Origin of the sequence: Paenibacillus rhizoplanae, from assembly GCF_042684125.1 — a bacterium.
GTDB lineage: Bacteria > Bacillota > Bacilli > Paenibacillales > Paenibacillaceae > Paenibacillus_AQ > Paenibacillus_AQ rhizoplanae.
In genome coordinates this window covers 113382-131493 of record NZ_JBHUKY010000023.1, presented here as the reverse complement: position 1 = coordinate 131493, position 18112 = coordinate 113382, and the positions used below count along the sequence as shown (strand labels likewise).

At 51.5% G+C, this 18112-nt stretch carries 9 protein-coding genes; 5 read left to right on the top strand and 4 right to left on the bottom strand.

Annotation, left to right across the window (positions count from 1 at the left end; all coding sequences use genetic code 11):
• The first annotated feature begins 111 nt into the window (after positions 1-111).
• The 4 genes from ACFSX3_RS13640 (at position 112) to ACFSX3_RS13625 (ending at position 5181) form a co-directional block, all read left to right on the top strand.
• Entirely contained in the window at positions 112-1281 is a 1170-nt protein-coding gene (locus ACFSX3_RS13640; protein WP_209984799.1) for a YncE family protein, read from the top strand.
• A gap of 238 nt (positions 1282-1519) precedes the next feature.
• The gene (locus ACFSX3_RS13635) at positions 1520-2662 is read left to right on the top strand and encodes a YncE family protein (RefSeq protein ID WP_209984802.1); all 1143 of its coding nucleotides are present in this window, start codon (positions 1520-1522) and stop codon (positions 2660-2662) included.
• Between the two features lie 308 nt (positions 2663-2970).
• On the top strand, positions 2971-4110 hold the full coding sequence (locus tag ACFSX3_RS13630; protein WP_379312975.1) for a YncE family protein: 1140 nt from the start codon (positions 2971-2973) through the stop codon (positions 4108-4110).
• A 135-nt stretch (positions 4111-4245) separates the two neighbouring features.
• On the top strand, positions 4246-5181 hold the full coding sequence (locus ACFSX3_RS13625; RefSeq protein WP_379255902.1) for a YncE family protein: 936 nt from the start codon (positions 4246-4248) through the stop codon (positions 5179-5181).
• A gap of 199 nt (positions 5182-5380) precedes the next feature.
• Here ACFSX3_RS13625 and ACFSX3_RS13620 read toward each other — a convergent pair whose 3' ends face one another.
• The 4 genes from ACFSX3_RS13620 to ACFSX3_RS13605 form a co-directional block, all read right to left on the bottom strand.
• Positions 5381-12043 carry an S-layer homology domain-containing protein gene (locus ACFSX3_RS13620; protein WP_209984811.1) on the bottom strand — a complete coding sequence of 2221 codons (6663 nt, stop codon included), beginning with the start codon at positions 12041-12043 and terminating at the stop codon, positions 5381-5383.
• Positions 12044-12705: 662 nt separating this feature from the next.
• Positions 12706-13545, bottom strand: a complete 840-nt coding sequence (locus ACFSX3_RS13615) for a carbohydrate ABC transporter permease (RefSeq protein WP_173129975.1) — start codon at positions 13543-13545, stop codon at positions 12706-12708.
• Positions 13546-13560: 15 nt separating this feature from the next.
• A complete protein-coding gene (locus ACFSX3_RS13610) occupies positions 13561-14499 on the bottom strand; it encodes a carbohydrate ABC transporter permease (protein WP_209984814.1) in 939 nt (312 codons plus the stop codon).
• A 148-nt stretch (positions 14500-14647) separates the two neighbouring features.
• Complete coding sequence (locus ACFSX3_RS13605; RefSeq protein ID WP_209984820.1) at positions 14648-15991, bottom strand: ABC transporter substrate-binding protein; 1344 nt, start codon at positions 15989-15991, stop codon at positions 14648-14650.
• Positions 15992-16272: 281 nt separating this feature from the next.
• Here ACFSX3_RS13605 and ACFSX3_RS13600 point away from each other — a divergent pair, with 281 nt between their 5' ends.
• Positions 16273-18051: a sensor histidine kinase gene (locus ACFSX3_RS13600; protein ID WP_379255899.1), complete on the top strand. Its 1779-nt coding sequence runs from the start codon at positions 16273-16275 to the stop codon at positions 18049-18051.
• Positions 18052-18112: the final 61 nt, after the last annotated feature.

Sequence of the window (18112 nt, the reverse complement as noted above, 5' to 3'; positions counted from 1 at the left end):
AGACAACCTGATGCGGCCTCCGGACAAACCGGCGCGCCTGCCCATCCGGTTGTCCGTACGCCGGGCCCGGCGAGTCCACTAACCAGAAAGACATGAAAGGGGTTTTCATTCGTGAATACGAATATGGCAAACCGCAGAAGAAATCTAGCATCAAATATTAATCCTTACGTGTTTGCGAGTTATGAACTTACCTACTATTTTGGCTATGTCGCTGTCATTGATCCTGTATACAATAAGGTCATCAAACGGATTCCAGTAGGCCTTAACCCTGGTCCTATGTGCCTGAATTCAAGTGAGGATAAGCTTTACGTAGTAAATACGGGCCAGGATTCGGTCACTATCATTGATGCGTATACCTTTGACATTATCAAAACCGTTCACATTGGCTCTTCGTCCACCTATAGCGCTCCTGTTGCTATCTTCGCTGCTCCTAACGTGAACAAAGTCTATGTAGCCCATTCGGGTGACAAGGCCGTTACAATTATTGACTCCGTCACAGATACGGTTATTAAGCAAGTGGATTTGCCTAGCGGAAGCGGATACCCTTTTGCCTTTGCCGGTAAGGTGAACAGTCTCTTTGTCTTTGTTGCATGTAAGTCTAAAGATAATGATAAAGGCAATGTTGTCGCCATTGCTGTTGACGATGACACCGCCCATCCAGTTGGGGATGATACTCCGCTTGAATTTGACGGGATCCACAATCCCTTGACCGTGTACCCAGGCGGAGTGGAGCTAGTCACACTTGGGCCGACTGGCATGTTGACTCATTTTGAACCACTTACAATTGGTCCCTCCAAAACTTCAAGTCTGCTGGACAATACGGTATCCGGGATCTATCTGGATAATGATATGTTATTTTGCACCTCGCGAGAAGATAGAGCCTATCTGAAAAAATTCAACAACCTGTTCATGGACCAGCAAGGAAACATCACCCATGATCAATTCACAGAAATCCCCAGTTACAAAGGCCAGGATAAAATCCGTGTTACAAGTGATCAAAGTACGATTTGCATCACCATTCAACCCACCACTTTCCCGACAGGTGGTCTGCAAATTTACGATGTAAACGCTGCTAGCTCACGGTTTGTTCCGCTCCCTTATGTCGGTGATTTAGCACTTTACGATTACATCATTGCCTATGTAGGACAACTGACTTCGATTCAACCGATTGATTTGGGAAATCCAAGTAATCCCATTCCTGCTATTCCGATTGGCACAAGTCCCTCAGACCGCGTCAACGTGAAGAACATTATTTCCGGTTATAGCAATGAATCCTTGTAATGCACATTTAGTATAAAAATTGAGCTGTCGCTTCAAGTCGAGCTGGACTTGGGGGCAGCTCTTTTTTTTACCTTACTGGACATTAGGACTATTCGGGCCGGAGCATCCAGACATAACCTACAGCAGACAACCTGATGCGGCATCAAGGCACAGGACCGGTTCGTCTGCCCATCCGCTTGTCCGTCCGCCGGGCCCGGCGAGTCCACTAGCCAGATCTGCATGAAAGGGGATTTTATCTATGAATATGAATCGAACAGCAAACCGTAACCGAAATACACGGAGCGGCCTTTCTTATGTCTATGTGTCTTATGTAAGTATTAATAATAATGGATATGTCGCTGTTATTGATCCCACTACCGATCAGATCATCAAACGGATCTCGGCAGGCTATAATCCTACCGCTATGTGCTTGAGTCCCTCTGGAGATAAACTTTACGTGGCGGATGGCCTTGCGAATATGGTCTATGTCTATAGTACAGATACCTTTAACCTTATAGGTTCAGTTCCAGTTGACAACAAACCTGTTGCTATCCTCGTAGAGCCTAGCGGCAAAAAAGTCTATGTAGCCAACTATGGAAATCCCTGCCTGACGATTTTTGATGCCATTACTCTTAGTTTCATTGGAAATCTTTATTCTGTAGACACGATGTCTTTCGCCATTTCGTGCAATGAGAATAGCCCTTACGTCTACGTTGCCTGCAACGAAATTCATCCAACAAGAGATTCTACTCTTGCCATTAGAATTATTAATAATGGACCTAATGTGGCGCTTGGCCCAGCAGGACCGGGCACTATACATGACTCGACCCGAAACTTCTTGACCGTTCACCCCAATGGACACACACTGGTCGAGCTTGGAAATATTGGAGCCCTTGATTTTCTTAGTCCTGATAATGGTTTAGTTGCAGCAGCACCGACTAGTTCGCTGGACAATACGGTATCCGGGATTTATCTGGACAACGGCTTGTTATTCTGCACGATGCGAGAAGAAAGGAACTTTTTGAAATTATTCAAGAACCTGGATATCGATGTGAATTCGAAAATCACCTATGATGATTACAAAGAAATCCCCAGTTACAAAGGTCAGGATAAAATTCGCACTTCGCTTACGCAAAAGTATATTGGCGTCACCATTCAAGCCACGGATCACCCGACGGGCGGGCTGCAAATCTACGATGTAGACCGTGGCACTTCCCGGTTTGTTGAGCTTACTTCCATTGGCGATCTTGCATTCTTCTCAGACACCAAAGCTTATGTGGGAGGATCTACCTCGGTTCAACCCATTGATCTGACCAGTGCAAGACCTCTAAATCCGATTACCATTGGGACAACGTACTTCAAAGTGAAGAATGTTATTTCCGGTTATAGCAATCAATCCTAAGGGTCATGTACGTTAACGTGGAGCTGTCTCTTCAAGTCGAAACTGACTAGAGGACAGCTCTTTTTTTGCCAGAAATGCATTGTTAGCGGACTTACGGCGGGAGGAGTGAAGAGGTAATCTCTGCCCTTTTTGTGGCTTTATTGGACAAATGGATTATTCGGGCCGGAGCATCCGGACATAACATACAGCAGACAACCTGATGCGGCATCCGGACAAAAACGGCGCGCCTGCCCATCCGGTTGTCTGTCTGCCAGGCCCGGTGAGTCCACTAGCTAGAAGCATATGAAAGGGGTTTTTCATTCGTGAATATGGATATGGCAAACCGCAGAAGGAATCTATCATCAGTTCATCCTTATGTGTATGCGAGTTATGAAGTTGGCTTTGATTTCGGATATGTCGCTGTCATCGATCCTGTACAAGATAGGATCATCGAACGGATTAGGGTGGGCAGCGAGCCTGGTCCCATGTGCATGGACCCCTCTGAGAAAAAACTGTACGTCATTAATACCCGTGAAGATTCAGTCAGCATCATTGATCTTGATACCTTCAAGGTTCTCAATACCGTTCACATTGGCAATCCGTTCGTCAAGTTCTATCCTAATTCTATCTTCGCTGCTCCTAAGGGTAACAAAATATATGTAGCCCAATCAGATCCGGGCATTACCATTATTGACTTCCTCACAGATGAGGTTATTAAAGATGTGCAACTGGCAGGAGGGATTAATTGGCCTTTCGCCTTTGCTGGAAATGAGAACAGCTCCTTTGTCTATGCTGCCTGCCGGAGTAATGATGTTATCGCCATTTCCATTGACGACGATACCGTTCATCCCTATACAGACGGAATGGAGCTTACCTTTGACGGGAGCCGCAATCCCTTGGCCGTTCATCCCGATGGACACACCCAAGTCACGTTTGGACCTGCCGGTATGCTTACCTATTTTGACGATGATTCTATTGGGTACTCCAGTACGTCAAGTCTGCTGGACAATACGGTATCCGGGGTCTACACGGACGACAAAAGATTATTCTGCACCATGCGCGAAGACAAAAACTATCTGAAAGTAATCGGTAATCTGGCCATTGATAAGAATGGAATCGTCACCCATAAGAGTTTTGCGGATTTTCCCAGCTACAAAGGGCAGGATAAAATCCGCCTTTCACGTACGCAAGCTTATCTTGGCGTTACCGTTCAACCTACGGATTCCCCATTAGGCGGTGTGCAAATCATTGACTTACATGAAGGCTATAACCATTTGGTTGAACTTCCTTATGTCGGCGATATGGCGTTCTTCGATGATACCAAGATCTATGTGGGAGAAGGGACCTCCATTCGTCCAATTGATGTGGCAACCGCAACGGCGCTGCCTGCTATCGTGCTTGGGGTCGTCACGGATCGCCTCAAAGTCAATAATATTATTTCCGGTTATAGTAATCAATCCTTACAGTAAACAATTATACGGGTCAAAGAAAGGGGATTTCATCCATGAATCCGAACAAGGCAAACAACAGGAATTCACCCTCAGGTGACCCTTACGTCTATGTGACTTATGAAATTGACTATGCATTTGGATATGTCGCTGTTATTGATCATTGATACGGATACCTTTAACATTATCAAAACCGTTCGTGTTGGTACTGTTGGCAGCAGGGTTACCAATCCTGTTGCTATCTTCGCTGCTCCTTACGGTAACAAAGTCTATGTTGCCAATTCCGGAGATCATAACGTTACGATTATTGATACCAACACGGATACAGTTATAACCAATGTGGACGTCGGCCAAGGCAGACCTTTCGCCTTCGCGGGCAATGAGAATAGCGACTTTGTCTATCTTGCCTGCAAGGTTGCCGATAAAAAAGATTATGTAATCGCCATTACCATTGACGATGACAACTTTACCCGGTACAATTTGGGATTTGAACTTACCTTAGACGAGACCCGCAACCCCTTAACTGTTCACCCGGATGGACACACGCAAATCACCCTTGGAACGATTGGCATGATTACCTATTTTGGAGATGATGAGATTGGCTTGCCTAACTCGTTAAGCTTGCTGGACAATACGGTATCTGGAGTCTATCTGGACAACCAATTGTTATTCTGCACCACGCAAGGAGAAAGAGCCTATCTGAAACGATTTACTAATCTGGACATTGATTGGGAGAATCACATTACCTATGATAATTTCAGAGATATCCCCAGCTACAAAGGCCAGGATAAAATTCGTGTGTCTCGTAAGCAAGGCTATGTTGGCATAACCATTCAGCCCACTACTCTCCCAACGGGTGGCCTACAAATCTATAATGTAAACAGTGCCAGTTCCTGGCTTGTTCCGCTCTATTATGTCGGCGACCTGGCGTTCTTCTCAGACACCAAGGCTTATGTGGGGGAAGCAAATGCGATCCGTCCGATTGATCTGGCAACCGCTACGGCCCTGCCCGCTATCCCGATTGGGTTCCCGAACGACACTCGTATCACCGTCAAGAATATTATTTCCGGTTATAGCCATCAATCCTTATAGCGGATTAATCGACAGTAGGTACAACTTTCAAGCAACCGCTGCCCACTTTCGGCGGATTCGGAGGGATTAATCCCTGAGATTTCAGTATGTATACGCAGAGCAGCGGTTCCCCAATACTGGAGAACCGCTGCTCTGTTTGACTTGTATAGTTAGTATGGAGTTAAGCCGGTAACTTAGAGATGCAGCTTATACACCCAGCTTACCTATGCCCCAGCAGATTAGCGATGACTTGCGCACTCTCGGCACGGGTCATGGTCTCCTGCGGCGCGAATTGCTGGTTGCCGCGTCCTTGGATCAGGCCGGCCTGTTCAGCGGTAACGGCAGCGTTCTTCGCCCAATCCTGAATCCGGGAATAGTCACTGAACGAGCTTCCGGCTGAATCGCCTGTTTGTCTTCCCGGCAGGGTGGCGTAAGCCCGGACGATCATGACCGCCATCTCCTCGCGGGTAATGCGTTCATTAGGAGCGAAGGCATCCTTACTGCGTCCGAGCACGATGCCCGCTTCATGCACTGCCGCCACGGCTTCAGCGTACCAGGACTTGGCATCCACATCGGCAAATGCGGATGGGCTTGCCGACTTAAGGCCGAGCGCACGTGTAATCATCGCGGCGAATTGCGCCCTTGTGACTTCTCCTTGCGGCTGGAACTCGCTGCTGGAAATCCCTTCGATGATATGCTTTGCAGCCATAGACTTAATAACACCGCTGGCCCAGCTATTGCTGCTGACATCCGAGAATGTCTTGTCATACTCCAGCACCGCATACTGGCTGAAATGCTGCACACCAGCGGTAAGTTTACCGTCTGTCAGCGTGCCGCCCATGTATTCCACGGCACCGCTGGCAGCAATATAGTAGACGCCGAGTAAGCTGCGGTTAGCATTAGGATCAACCGTGAAGGTAATCGTCAGCGGCTGGTTAAACGTTGTGACCGGTACGGCAGTGCCGTCCGCAGCCACAGCCTCCAGGCTGAAGCGGATTACATCGCTTGCCGCCGATAACCGGACGGACCCGTTAACCGCCGGGTTGTTCATCAGCTGCTCCGCAGCTGCTCTCGCTGTCTTCACGGCAGAGAGTCTGATTGCCGTTCCCTCCGGCTGTCCTCCAGCTCCGGCGGCCTTCTCCCGGATGCTCTTCAGCACTTCCGGACTCAGCTCAACGGCAACTGTGTTCCAGGCAAAACGCAGGGTATTCTCTCCAGTCATTCCGGCTAAACCCGCTGGAAGCAGCACGGATTCTGTAGCATCTGTAAGGTGAACGGTTATAGCTCCGCCAGCCGGTGCCGGGAAATCAGCCGATGTAAGAACCTTCTCCGTCTGCGGAGAAGGGGACGGTGCTGCAGTTGGCGAAGGCGTTACGGCCGGTGCCGCTGTCCATACCGGCGCCTCTGTAGGAGCCGGTGTTGCTGTCGGAGCGGGAGTTGGCGTCGGGGTTGGAATTACTTCCGGCGGCAGCTCCGCTTCTTTTACAGTGACCGTTCTTGTCACTTCAGCAGCCGTATTGCCCGCTGTATCAGTCACATTATAATGATACACATAGCTGCCTGCTGCTGAAGTATCCAGCGTCAGCACGGTCTTCCCATCCTGCGTAATCGTTGCATCGATACGGTCTGTAATATCGCCGTCACGGTCATCTGCCGCTGTAGCTCCGGCATCCGTATAGTTTGAACCCTTCACCAATTGAACCGATGCTTCACCAAGTAAGGTAATTACCGGCTTCGTTACATCCGGATCGAGCGCAACCACTACCCGTCTTGTCACTTCAGCAGCCGCGTTGCCCGCCGTATCACTGACATTGTAATGGAAGGTATAAATACCGACCTTGGACGTATCAAGTTCATCAAGTTCAGTCAAGCCATACACTTCGCTGGTGACCGTTGTCGAAATACGGTCCGTTATATCTCCGTCCTGATCATCATAGGCTGTTGCTCCCGCATCGGTATATTCCGCACCAACCGGTAGATTAACTGTCGTCTCACCATTCAGGGTAATCACCGGCGGAACCCTATCCGGTACCGGCAGCGTGATTGTACCGCTGGCAGTACCTTCTGCCGATGCTTCTCCCTTGCTTAAGGTTACCGAGAAAGTGAAGCTGCCCTCTGTGTCCTCCGTTGCTCCCCGGAATGCAGACAAGGTAATATCCCCCAGGGTAACCCCGGTGTCCTTGAAGCCCGGCATCCCGCTAATGGTCTGCACCAGCCAGCTCCTTACAGCTTCTTCACTATTCGCTTGCGCCTTCTTGACGCTGTAAGACGCTCCTTCAATCATGCTCTTCGCTTCAGCAACAGCTTGCTCATTGTCCACACTGGTCTTATCTCTTGCTACAGCCAGATAGCTGATCAGAGCCGCCTGACTGAACGTATTGTTCACCGAATATTTCACTGTACCGCTGACCGGCAGCGTGAAATCATGCTGAGCCATGACCCCATTCGGGCCTGCTACCAGGTTGGTCTGGGCGGTCTCATTCACGGCCTTCCCCCCGGCATCCACATAGCTGAGTGTAATATCCATGGTCCGGCTGGCATTGTTCCACCAGTCCAGATGGTAGGAAGTAATTGTGTATTTGCCCGCAGAGAGCGGCAGATTGTAGACGAGCGGCGTATTCTTCGTATTTGAGCTGTATACCCCTGTCTGGGCCTTATCGGTAGTGACTACAGCACCGCCCAGCCCCTTAGGGTTATAGTTCGCCCCCGTGTTGGTATGTCCCCATACCGTGTCATCTGCCGACAGCTGGTCTGCTTTGTTATTCAGCAAGCCCTCGCCTGCGAAATTCCTGATCGTCGTATATGGCGGGGTGTCGCCATCCGCCGAGACTCCAGGGTCCAGGAAGTACACAAGCCCTTGTGGCACAACCTCCACATAAGCCATGGTCTTCAAGCTTCCGTAGGAGCCGGTTACAGCCACCCTTTCAAAAGGATTGTTGAAGCTGACCGCTTCCAGATTCCACTTCACGGCCACCTGTAATTTCGTGCCGTCTGCACGTGTGGCTTCCACCTTGGCGGGAAGCTCCGGCAGCTGTCCTGCATAGGTTGCCATATCCGCGATAGCGGCAAGCTCTCTCACATCTCCCGTAGTCAGCAAATTCCGGGCGAAGGTCAGGCGGGCTTCAAGGTGCTCAGCTCCTTCCTGATCCAATCTGTACAGAACCGGATCACTTAGTGCTGCCTGGGCTGCGCCCAGTGCATGAACGAAGATATTCCAGTCCTTCTCGGGGAAATCGTCCTCTCTGCTGATCTCCAGCGCAGCATTCACCGCCTGCTGAAGCCCCGCTGTATCCGGGCTGCCAGCCCCTTCCCCGCCGATGACCGCTACGGAATCCACGGCCAGGGTTCCGCTCAGCACTTTGATCTGAACGGTATGCTCACCGTATTTCAGTCCACGGAGCGTGAAGGCCTGATACAGCTCCCTCGCTGCGGAAGCAGCACCCGAGACCACTTCAAGTTCGCCGTCCACTACAGCTTCCAGCTTGGCTGAGCCGTCATTCGGTCCCAGAATATCAAGTCCCGTGCCGGTAAAAGTATACTTCAGCGCCGCACCAGCCCCTTGGCTGGTAGAGAGGGACCGCTGATACACATACATGCCTTTGCCATTCTCATGGGCCCAGGCACCCTCGTATGCCAGCTTCGCCCCAGGTGACTGCGCCAGATCAAACATCTCCAGGTTATCCAGCTGCTCTGAATAATAAGGCGTATAACCCTCCACCTTCTCTACCTTCAGATTGTCGAAGCGGACATGGTAGAAGCCGCTCGCGAGCTGCACGCGTCCGGAGAGCTTCGGATTCGGATCGGTATAGGAGGCAAGCTCAACCTGATCCAAATAAGCAGTCACCGTGTCACCGGCCACCTGAATGGCAATGTTATGCCACGCGTCATGTGCGATATCAAATCCGTCAATCTTCACGCCACCGGAGCCGGTGGCCGCATTGCCGCTGGCGACCACGGTGCCGCTGGACAGCAGCTGCCATCCACCATCGAACCAGAATTTGAGCGCATAAGGCGTGCCGTTAATCGTCTGCGGACCGCCCTGATATCTGGCTCCGACCGCTGCGTAATTGTTCCCGCCATAAGTGCTGTTCTGTTCAAAAGAAACATCAGCGCTGGCCTTATAGTTAGTCCAGCGGTAATCGCCGATGACCGTGACCGGATCTCCTCCGTTCCAGGCCCCGCCCACGCCGGTAGTTACCTGGTCCAGCTGCTGCCGCAGCACATAGTTATCCGTGCCGTCTACCAGATACCCCTCGAATGCGCCGTTGAGGTCCTGGGTATAGCGCGGAATTACACTCTGCGGCCCGCCGCGTGAGCTGACATAACTCTCTTCATCTGTAATTGCACCGCCCTCTCCGATAACAGGCACGGTTCTGTCTCCATAATTGAAGTCATCCGCATACAGGATCTGATCCTCCGTATTCTGTACGAACCCGGTTGCATCGGTGTCAAGCACCGTACGTTCTCCTTCAACCGGAAGCGGCGTAACGAACTCTTCATCCGTGCGGTTATCCAGTGTGGTTACGGTTACAATCGAGAACGGCTTCACACGTATGGTATACAGGCCGCTGCCATCGGCATGGGCATCACCAAGAGGCTTCATATAATTGCTGTTAAAAGCCTGACCTTTGTCCGCCGCGCGGGTCTCCCACACCTCCAGCGAAGGATTTCCGGTATAGCCCATGTTCACGGCCTGGAGCTTGTAGATCTTCTCATACTGGCTGTCATTGATGATTACAGTCGAGAAATCCTGCTTGTCAGGAGCGGCAAGCGTCATATAACTCGGAGTGCCGTTGCGTCCGCTGACCGGATTCGTGCCCGTTGCCCCGGTGTAGCTGGCCGCAGGAACGGCTCTCCAGATGCCAGCCGTATTGTCTTCATTCTCCCAGCCGGTCTTGGCGAATCCGTTAAAATGCTTCAGAATGACCAGCCCCGCGTCATAATGAATGAAGCCCGACCACGGGTCACGCGCACTGAGCAGCTCTTTGAAGGAGTATTGTCCACCTTCATAGAAGGACCCAATCGCCGGCTGATAGATGAAATGCGTCCGCCGGGAATTCACGAAGCCCTTGATAATGGTATTGCCCATCTCCAGCGGCCCGCCGGTGCCGCCAATTCCTGTCCCTGCCTCTGACGGGTCCTTCATATTATTATTAGGACGGAAGGCCGAGTTGCTGAAGGTGGCCTGTGCCTCACTGTTCCAGATTTCCTTGTCGAACTCATCGGCAAGCCGTTTGAAATTTCCTTTGCTGTCATCATCGGTATTGTAATGGAATCCGGCAGCAGCTACCGCCTCACGCAGCGACAAATCGTTCACCATGGCATCCCCGAAGGAGCCGATGCCGACCTCGTCGGAAATCACCAGCTGGATGCTGTGGTACAGCTCTTTCTCCTGATCGTTTTTGAAATCTTCAGTATCATTCTTGACCCTCTCGCCATACTGCTTCGTCCAGGCCAGATCCGGCGCGTGCTCATTGATATGGGGATTCACATAATCCACCATATAGCCGTATTCGCGGTATGCGGCCAGAATGGTCTTTTTGTACCAGGTATAAATCTTGTCGTTATTGTTAGCCCAGGCTGGAGCATTCCAGCGCAGGAAGCTCACCTTGACCGCCGGATTGACGGCCTTGGCATCCGCCGCAAGCTGGAAGCCGGGATGCCGGGCCACATTGGCCTCTTCATCCTCCGTACGCATCGTTGAAGGGTCAGGACCGGTAGAGTTATTGCGGTCATTGCCCATTTCAATCTTGACATGGTCGATCAGCGGGCGGTCACCGCCGAACAGAATCTTCAGCATTTGGGCATAGGCCTCTGGCTGCTCGGACTTATAGTCCATCAGCAGGGCACTGGTGCTGTTGCCGCTGAGTACGCCGAACCCCTTGAAGGTCAGTCCGTTGACATTATCCGGCCGGATATCGTTCCCATCGAGCAGAATCTTGGTTGTAGAAGCTGCGGTCTGGCGGGCGTTATCCATCTCTTGCTTGATCGCGCCTCTGGCAACAGCGAACCAGCTAAGAATCGGCTTCTCCCCGGAGACATAAGCATAGGTCAGCGTCATCGGACTGCTGGTGTCAATATCTGCGGGAATGGTAAATTCACCGGAAATAAATTTTGTCTTATTCGTGTTGAACTGAGCAAACGGGATCGTCCTGGTCTCCCCGCTGCTATTCTGGTATTCCAGCCGGGGCTGAATGACCCGGTCACGGCTGCCGTACCAATCATAGAAACCGCTGCTAAGTGTATAGGTTCCGGATTGAAGCGCTTTCAGTTTATAAATAATATCGTTGCTGGCAGGGTCTGCGCGCAGCCCGACAACCCATAGGCTTGGATCAGTGGCAGGATCGGTAAGATTACCGTTCTTGGAATTTTTCACTTTATGGATAGAATCATCGAATCCCCAGTCTGTGGTACCGGCGACATACTTCTGGTCCGGTGACAGGTTAAGCAGCTCACTGCCGGTCAGTGTTCTGACCGCTTCGTATAGAGGTGAAGCAGAAGGACCATTGCCAAAAGAATCGCCCCCTCTGCCACTGTCCACAAAGTAGACCAGCGGACTGCCGGCTGGCGGAACCACCTCCACACTGGCAACCACCGGTCCGCCGTTCGCGGTTCCGGTAACTGCCACCGTATCATACGGTACATCGAAGGTATCTTCGCCGATGTTCCAGTTCACCGCCGCAGCCTGACCTGCAATCTCGATGCTCGCCGGAAGTGTCGTACCTGCGGTAGTCTTGGTGCCCATATAAGCCGCAGCATAGACCGTATCGACGACAGCCGCCGACGCCGACGGCAGACCGAGGGCAGGGAACATCCCGGCCACGAGTGTAGCGGACATCAGCACAGAGAATAGCCTTTTCTTCACGCGGTTCTTTCTGTTCATTCATTAATCCTCCTCTTTCTCAATTAAGTAAGCGCATTCAACATGTCGGTAGAAGAATGTTTGATTTGGGCAGACCTTCGTCTAAATTCACAATGCGGGTATACAAATACCTGGCAGACTGCGAAAAGCTGCAACTGCCAGGCTGATACTCTAACCAGTACAACGTCAGATTTAAACGGGTGGATGGGGCGCTATGATGCCTGAAGGACTACAGGAGAAGAGGGAATCCCTTCAGGTGCCATTCTAGCTCCTCCATTCCCAGATGAAGACGAGAGCTGTCCATTTGGGGCGTATGGCCCGGCGTAACGGACTGAGTGGGCTCTTATTCCGATGAAAGTCCCCTCTTGGGCAACCTAACGGACCCCGTGGAGCTTATTCTTGGAATTTCTACTCTAAACATCATGTAAAGAAGCGATAAGTGCTACTCAGTCCGTTAAACCGCCAAAAGTGGCGTTTTCCAGGGAATAGAGTCTCTCAGGTCCGTTAGAAGCAGACTCGTCTGGCCGGTCGACCGGCTGGTGTAGTTTCGTTATACGGAACCTCCGGGGTCTGACCCTATTCACAGAATTACAGCTAAAGCAAATTCATTCAACAATACAGTAATTGATGTGTTCAGTTCTAAGAGAACAAGTTCAATCTCTATAGTTCAATCTAACGCTCCACTATCCCTTAATCCCCGAAGCAGCAACGCCCTGCACGAAGTACTTCTGAAGCGCCAGGAACACAATCACTACCGGAATGATCGACACCACACTCGCCGCCATAATCAGGCCATACTCCGCAGAATACTGGGAGATGAACATCCGCAGACCGATCTGGATGGTCTTGAGCTTCGTGTCTGTCAGGTAGATCATTGGCCCCAGGAAGTCATTCCAGGTGGCGACGAAGGTGAATATGGTCAGCGTGGACAGCGCGGGCTTGGACAGCGGAAGCATGATTCTTGCCCAAATTCCGTATTCGCTCAGTCCGTCAATCCGGGCCGCTTCACATAATTCATCTGGCACCCCCTGATAGAATTGACGCATCATGAACACACCGAAGGCCGAGAAGGCTTGCAGCAGAATGATTGCCAGGTGAGTATTATTCAGCCCCATGTAGCGCATTAGAATGAACTGCGGCACCATGTAGGCCTGCCAAGGAATCGCGATGGTTGCGATGTATCCCAGGAAGATTACATTCTTGCCCCGGAAATGCAGCTTGGAGAACGCATACGCCGCGAAGCTGGAGGTCAGCAGCTGCAGAATCGTTACGATAATGGATAGCTTGGCGGTGTTATAAATGAAACGTCCGAGCGGAATCCGTGTCCAGATATCCGCGAAATTCTCCCAGCGCGGATTCGCCGGAATCCACTGCATCGGGAAGGAGAAGACATCCTTGTTCAGCTTGAGCGAAGACGACAGCATCCAGATATACGGTACCAGCATCGCCAGCACGGTCAGAATTAACAGGGCATATACAAGCACCATTAAGCTGATTCTAAGTCCTTTACTTTTACCAACCATATCTTATAGATCCCCCTATTGTCCGTATTTCTTCTCGCCGCGGAACTGGACGATGGTGATGCCAAGTACCAGCAGAAAGAGTACAATCGCCATGGCACTGGCATATCCGTAATCAAGCGAGCGGAACGCCGTGTTGTAGATCTGATAGACCATAACCCTGGTAGAGTTATTGAGCTGGTTATCCGCGCCGGCGAACAGGTTGATGAAGATATCGTAGACCTTGAACGAGTTGATGACGAGAATCATCAGGACAAAGAAGGTGGTTGGTGCCAGCTGCGGCACAGTCACGTTGCGGAATCTTCTCCACGGGCCTGCGCCGTCCAGCTCAGCAGCCTCATACAGCTCCGGGTTAATCCCCTGGAGACCGGCCAGGTAGATGACCATGTAGTAACCCATATTTTTCCACACTGTGAAAAGCACTACCGTAAACATCGCCCACTGCTTATCCGCCGCCCAGCGGGGCAGGTCCTCCAGCGGAATACCGGTAATCGTATGCAGAATGTTGTTAATCGGCCCCATGGTCGGGCTGAAGATGAAGTTCCATACCGCCGCAACCGCTACCAGCGAAGCCACGTAAGGGAAGAAGAAGACCGTTCTCATGAAATTGCGGCCTATAATTTTCTGATTAAGCAGAATCGCCAGCGCCAGCGCTACAATCATGGTCAGCGGCACGACTCCGATGGTGTAGACAATCGTGTTCCACAAGGCTTTGTGGAAGGTGGTATCCGAGATCAGCCGGGTGAAGTTGTCCAGCCCGATGAACTTCATCGGATTGGCCCCGTCCCATTTCACAAAGGCCAGAATAAAGGCAAAAATCATCGGTACCAGGGTGAACAGGGCAAATCCGATAAAGTTCGGCGCAATAAAGCTATACGCGACCAGGTTATCCCGGAATCCGCGCGACAACCGGCTTTTTGGGCTCTTATTTGTACGCAATAGGGTTTCGTTCTGCATTTGTTCTCCTCCAAACCTTATATAACATCCCCGCAAAGTAGGGATTACTTCGAAGCCTGTTAATGTGAGTGCTGTGATGTCCTCTATTTATATGGAAGGCGGGCCTTCGCCCGCCCTTCATTCAGGACACTAACGTTACACGTTCACATTAATTGTTCAAAAGCTGGCCAACACGGTCATTCATATCCTTCAAGCCTTCGTCAATCGTAGCGTTCTTCGTCATGATGTTGTCATGCGCTTCATTCAGAATAACCTCAATGTCCGCACTCTTCTCATGAATCGGCATTTCCAGATAAGTCTGAACGGTATTCAAAGCAGCCTTGCTGTTCTCGTCAGCCGGGAAGCCTTCGATGGAAGTGATAGAATTGATAACCTCATCATTCTTGATCGCAGGAATCGTACCGGTAGAAGCAATCACCTTGGCGCCTTCTGCCCCGGTTACGAAGTTCATGAAGTCAAGCGCTGCTTCTTTGTGTTTGGATTTCTGGTTAACGGCCAGTGAAGTGATCGTGCCCAGAGTCGTTCCGGCTTCAACGCCGTCCGGATGAGGGTATTTCACGATGCCCCATTCCTTGGACTGGGATTCGCCGCTCTTCACCTTCTCAATCTGGGTGGCAATGAACCAGCTGCCCATGTTCATCATGGCTACGGAGTTGTTATAGAATACGCCGGAGTAATGCGTGCTGGAGGTCTTCAGGGTCGCATAATCCATGACGATACCGTCTTCCTGCTCCTTCAGAATCCGCTCATAGGTAGGCTTCAGGAAATCATAGTTGCCGCCGACCACCGTGTTCTTGCCGTCCAGAATGCCGAACAGTTGAACCGCGCTGCGCCAGGTGTGGTAGTGGGCGCCGTATACTTTTTCCGATCCGCTGCCGGAGGTCATCTTGCGGGCCAGCTCATCATATTGGTCGAAGGTCATATCGTTGCTTGGATAGTCTACGCCTGCTTTGTCAAACAGGGCCTTGTTGTAGTAGACCAGCCAGAAGTCACTGCGGAACGGAAGCGCATACACCTCGCCGCCCACTTCAATCTGTTCAACGGTACCGCCATATAGGGAAGGATCAATGGATTTGTCACCCATGTAGGTCTTCAGCGGCTCCAGATGATTCTGCTTCACCAGGTTCGAGTAGCCGGGAATATCTTTAATAGTAAGAACGTCCAGGTCCGCTCCGCCGGAGAGCTGTGTGCTGAGCATGGTCATATAGTCCGTGGAGCCAAGATCGACATATTCGATGGTTACGTTCGGATGTGCAGCTTTATAGGCATCAATCAGCGGCTTGTAGTACGCAGTGGCTTCCCAGTCCCACAGTGCCCATTTCAGCGTCACTGGCTCCTGGCCTGGTTCGGAGGAAGCGGTTGCAGCGTTGCCCGAAGCAGGTGCGGCAGTGGCAGCAGCGTCTTTCGTATTGTTATTGCCGGAGCATCCGGCCAGCATGCTCACGGAGAGCGCGGTGGCAAGGGTCATGCCGTAGAATCTTTTCAAGTTCATGTAAGTATCCCCTTTATCTTCTGATGGTCTATCCATAACCGGCCCATTTGTTTACCTGGCCTTAGTTCAAATTGTAAGCCTTTTCAGATCCCATGGGGATGCAAAATCAAACACAGTTCATTCACTATTCTGTGCTCTTCTCCGCACGGCCTGCCCCAAACCTGTAATTTCTTATCCGAAACCTGTAAAATCCTCAGCTTCTCCCCCCGGCTCTATAATGAAACGCAGGAATATGCTATGGTAGTTGAAAACGCTTTAAATAGGTCCTTATTCATGAAGGAGTGTTCACCACGGTACGTAAATCTACTATTAAAAGCCGCATTATTCTGCTGATGACCGCTTTTGCGCTGCTGATTGCGACGCTGCTGTCCTGGTTCAGCTACGAACTGATTACGTATTACCAGCGCAAAACGACGATCCAGGCGACGGAATTCAACCTCCAGCTCGTCTCCCATATTATCGAACAGGATCTGATTAACCTGACTACGCTGGCGATGACCAGCAGCACCAACTCGTCTACGAACACCCTGCTTACCGAATATTTCGGCTCAGTGGAGGCCAGCCCCAAGCAGGCGCTTAATGTGTTCAATGCCATGCAGGAGGATCTGCGGATCAACCGTTCGTATAGCTATGTGCGCCGCCTTATTACCACAGACAACAGCGGAAAATTCCTGCAGGTGGAGAATTTCGGCACCTCCATTCCGCTTACGATCCATAATATCGGTCAAGTGACCGGTCTGGCGAATGATGCCGAAGAGCAGTGGGACCGGGTGATTAAGGACCCGCTCTCCAATTCCTACGGAATTCCCTTCGTGTTCCCGATCTATGGCCGGGGGGCCACCCGGGTGGGAACCGTCTACCTGCTCGCGAATACCTCCGTCATTACGGACAAGCTGAAGGGCTATGCCCTGCCGGAGCACTCCCGGCTGCTGCTTACGCTCGGCGATCATCATTATCAGCTTAACGGAGATCAGGTCAAGGCCATTGAGGAACCCTATGAGCCGGTAGCCTATACCAGTGACAAGCCTGTCGGCCCCGATACCGAGCTGTCCATGGTGAAAATGCAGGATGATGAGGAAAGCCATATCGTGGTATCGTATCCGGTACGCAGCGGTGTCATGCTCTCGCAGACCTTATCCAGCGACCAGTTCGCGCCCCGGAGCAATATATGGATTCTCGTCCTGCTCGGCGTCTGTCTGCTCGTGCTTGTCTTAAGCGCGATCATTACGCTGTATTTGACCCGCACGATCAGCCTTCCGGTGGAGAAGCTGAAGAAGCGCATGGATAAGATCGCCCAGGGCAATTTCCTGCTGGACTCGGGTATTGAATGGAACAGCGAGCTGGGCGATGTCGGCCGGGGCATTAACCGCCTGTCCCAGGATATCGTGGCCCTCATGGACAGCCGGCTTGCGGACGAGAAGCAGAAGCAGGAGCTGGAATACCGGATGCTCCAGAATCAGATTAATCCGCATTTTCTGTACAATACTTTGAATTCGATCAAATGGATGGCTACGATCCAGAACGCCACCGGCATTGCGGAGATGACGACCTCCCTGTCCCGGCTGCTCCGCAGCATTGCCAAGGACAACCGGCGGCTGATGCCGCTGAAGGATGAGCTGAGCCTGCTGGAGGATTATTTCCTGATTCAGAAATACCGGTACGGCAGCACGGTTACCATGATCACAGAGATTGAAGAGGAAGCGCTGCTTGGCGGGCTTATTCCGCGCTTCACGCTCCAGCCCCTGGTGGAGAATGCGATCTTCCACGGCATCGAGCCCAAGGGCAGAGGTGATATTGTTGTCCGGGTCACGAAGAGCGGATTCACGGATCTGCTCATCACGATCGAGGACAATGGGGTCGGAATGACGGCGGAGCAGATTGCCACCATTCTAACCGTTCCCGGGGACGAAGCTACGGGGATGCTGGAGAATATCGGGCTGCGCAGTGTGAACGAACGGCTGCAGCTCGCTTTTGGCGGGGAGTACGGCTTGTCCATTGAGAGCGAGGTCGGCCGCTACACCACGATGAAGCTGCTGCTGCCCTTCCGGCAGAGAGAATAGCTAAGAATCCCCCACAAAGTGAGGCCTTAGCTTCGATGAGTACTCAGGTACTTTGCGGAGA

Coding starts and splice junctions, on each gene's coding strand:
- ACFSX3_RS13635 (WP_209984802.1), top strand. CDS start 1,520: ATGAATATGAATCGAACAGCAAACCGTAACCGAAATACACGGAGCGGC.
- ACFSX3_RS13630 (WP_379312975.1), top strand. CDS start 2,971: ATGGATATGGCAAACCGCAGAAGGAATCTATCATCAGTTCATCCTTAT.
- ACFSX3_RS13620 (WP_209984811.1), bottom strand. CDS start 12,043: ATGAACAGAAAGAACCGCGTGAAGAAAAGGCTATTCTCTGTGCTGATG.
- ACFSX3_RS13615 (WP_173129975.1), bottom strand. CDS start 13,545: ATGGTTGGTAAAAGTAAAGGACTTAGAATCAGCTTAATGGTGCTTGTA.
- ACFSX3_RS13610 (WP_209984814.1), bottom strand. CDS start 14,499: ATGCAGAACGAAACCCTATTGCGTACAAATAAGAGCCCAAAAAGCCGG.
- ACFSX3_RS13605 (WP_209984820.1), bottom strand. CDS start 15,991: ATGAACTTGAAAAGATTCTACGGCATGACCCTTGCCACCGCGCTCTCC.